This window comes from Streptomyces sp. YIM 130001 (genome assembly GCF_003574445.1).
Taxonomy (GTDB): domain Bacteria; phylum Actinomycetota; class Actinomycetes; order Streptomycetales; family Streptomycetaceae; genus Streptomyces.
Map to the genome: position 1 here is coordinate 2,534 of NZ_KZ984589.1, position 724 is coordinate 3,257.

General features: G+C 58.4%; 1 rRNA gene (only partly in view). It reads left to right on the forward strand.

The features are described from left to right. Window positions 1-93 precede the first annotated feature (93 nt). Window positions 94-724, forward strand: a 23S ribosomal RNA gene (locus DSC45_RS35495); it runs 3,717 nt beyond the window's last position.

Below are 724 nucleotides of genomic sequence, written 5' to 3' on the forward strand. Positions count from 1 at the left end.
AATGCCGGCCCCAGTGAACTCGTCTCTGTTTGAGGTGGGGTGGTGGGTGGTTGGTCGTTGTTTGAGAACTGCACAGTGGACGCGAGCATCTGTGGCCAAGTTTTTAAGGGCGCACGGTGGATGCCTTGGCACCAGGAACCGATGAAGGACGTGGGAGGCCACGATAGTCCCCGGGGAGTCGTCAACCAGGCTTTGATCCGGGGGTTTCCGAATGGGGAAACCCGGCAGTCGTCATGGGCTGTCACCCGCTGCTGAACACATAGGCAGTGTGGAGGGAACGCGGGGAAGTGAAACATCTCAGTACCCGCAGGAAGAGAAAACAACCGTGATTCCGGGAGTAGTGGCGAGCGAAACTGGATGAGGCCAAACCGTAGACGTGTGAGACCCGGCAGGGGTTGCGTGTGCGGGGTTGTGGGATCTCTCTTCTGTCGTCTGCCGGCGGCAGGACGAGTCAGAAACCGTTGATGTAGGCGAAGGACATGCGAAAGGTCCGGCGTAGAGGGTAAGACCCCCGTAGTCGAAACATCAGCGGCTCGTTTGAGAGACACCCAAGTAGCACGGGGCCCGAGAAATCCCGTGTGAATCTGGCGGGACCACCCGCTAAGCCTAAATATTCCCTGGTGACCGATAGCGGATAGTACCGTGAGGGAATGGTGAAAAGTACCGCGGGAGCGGAGTGAAATAGTACCTGAAACCGTGTGCCTACAAGCCGTGGGAGCGTCGC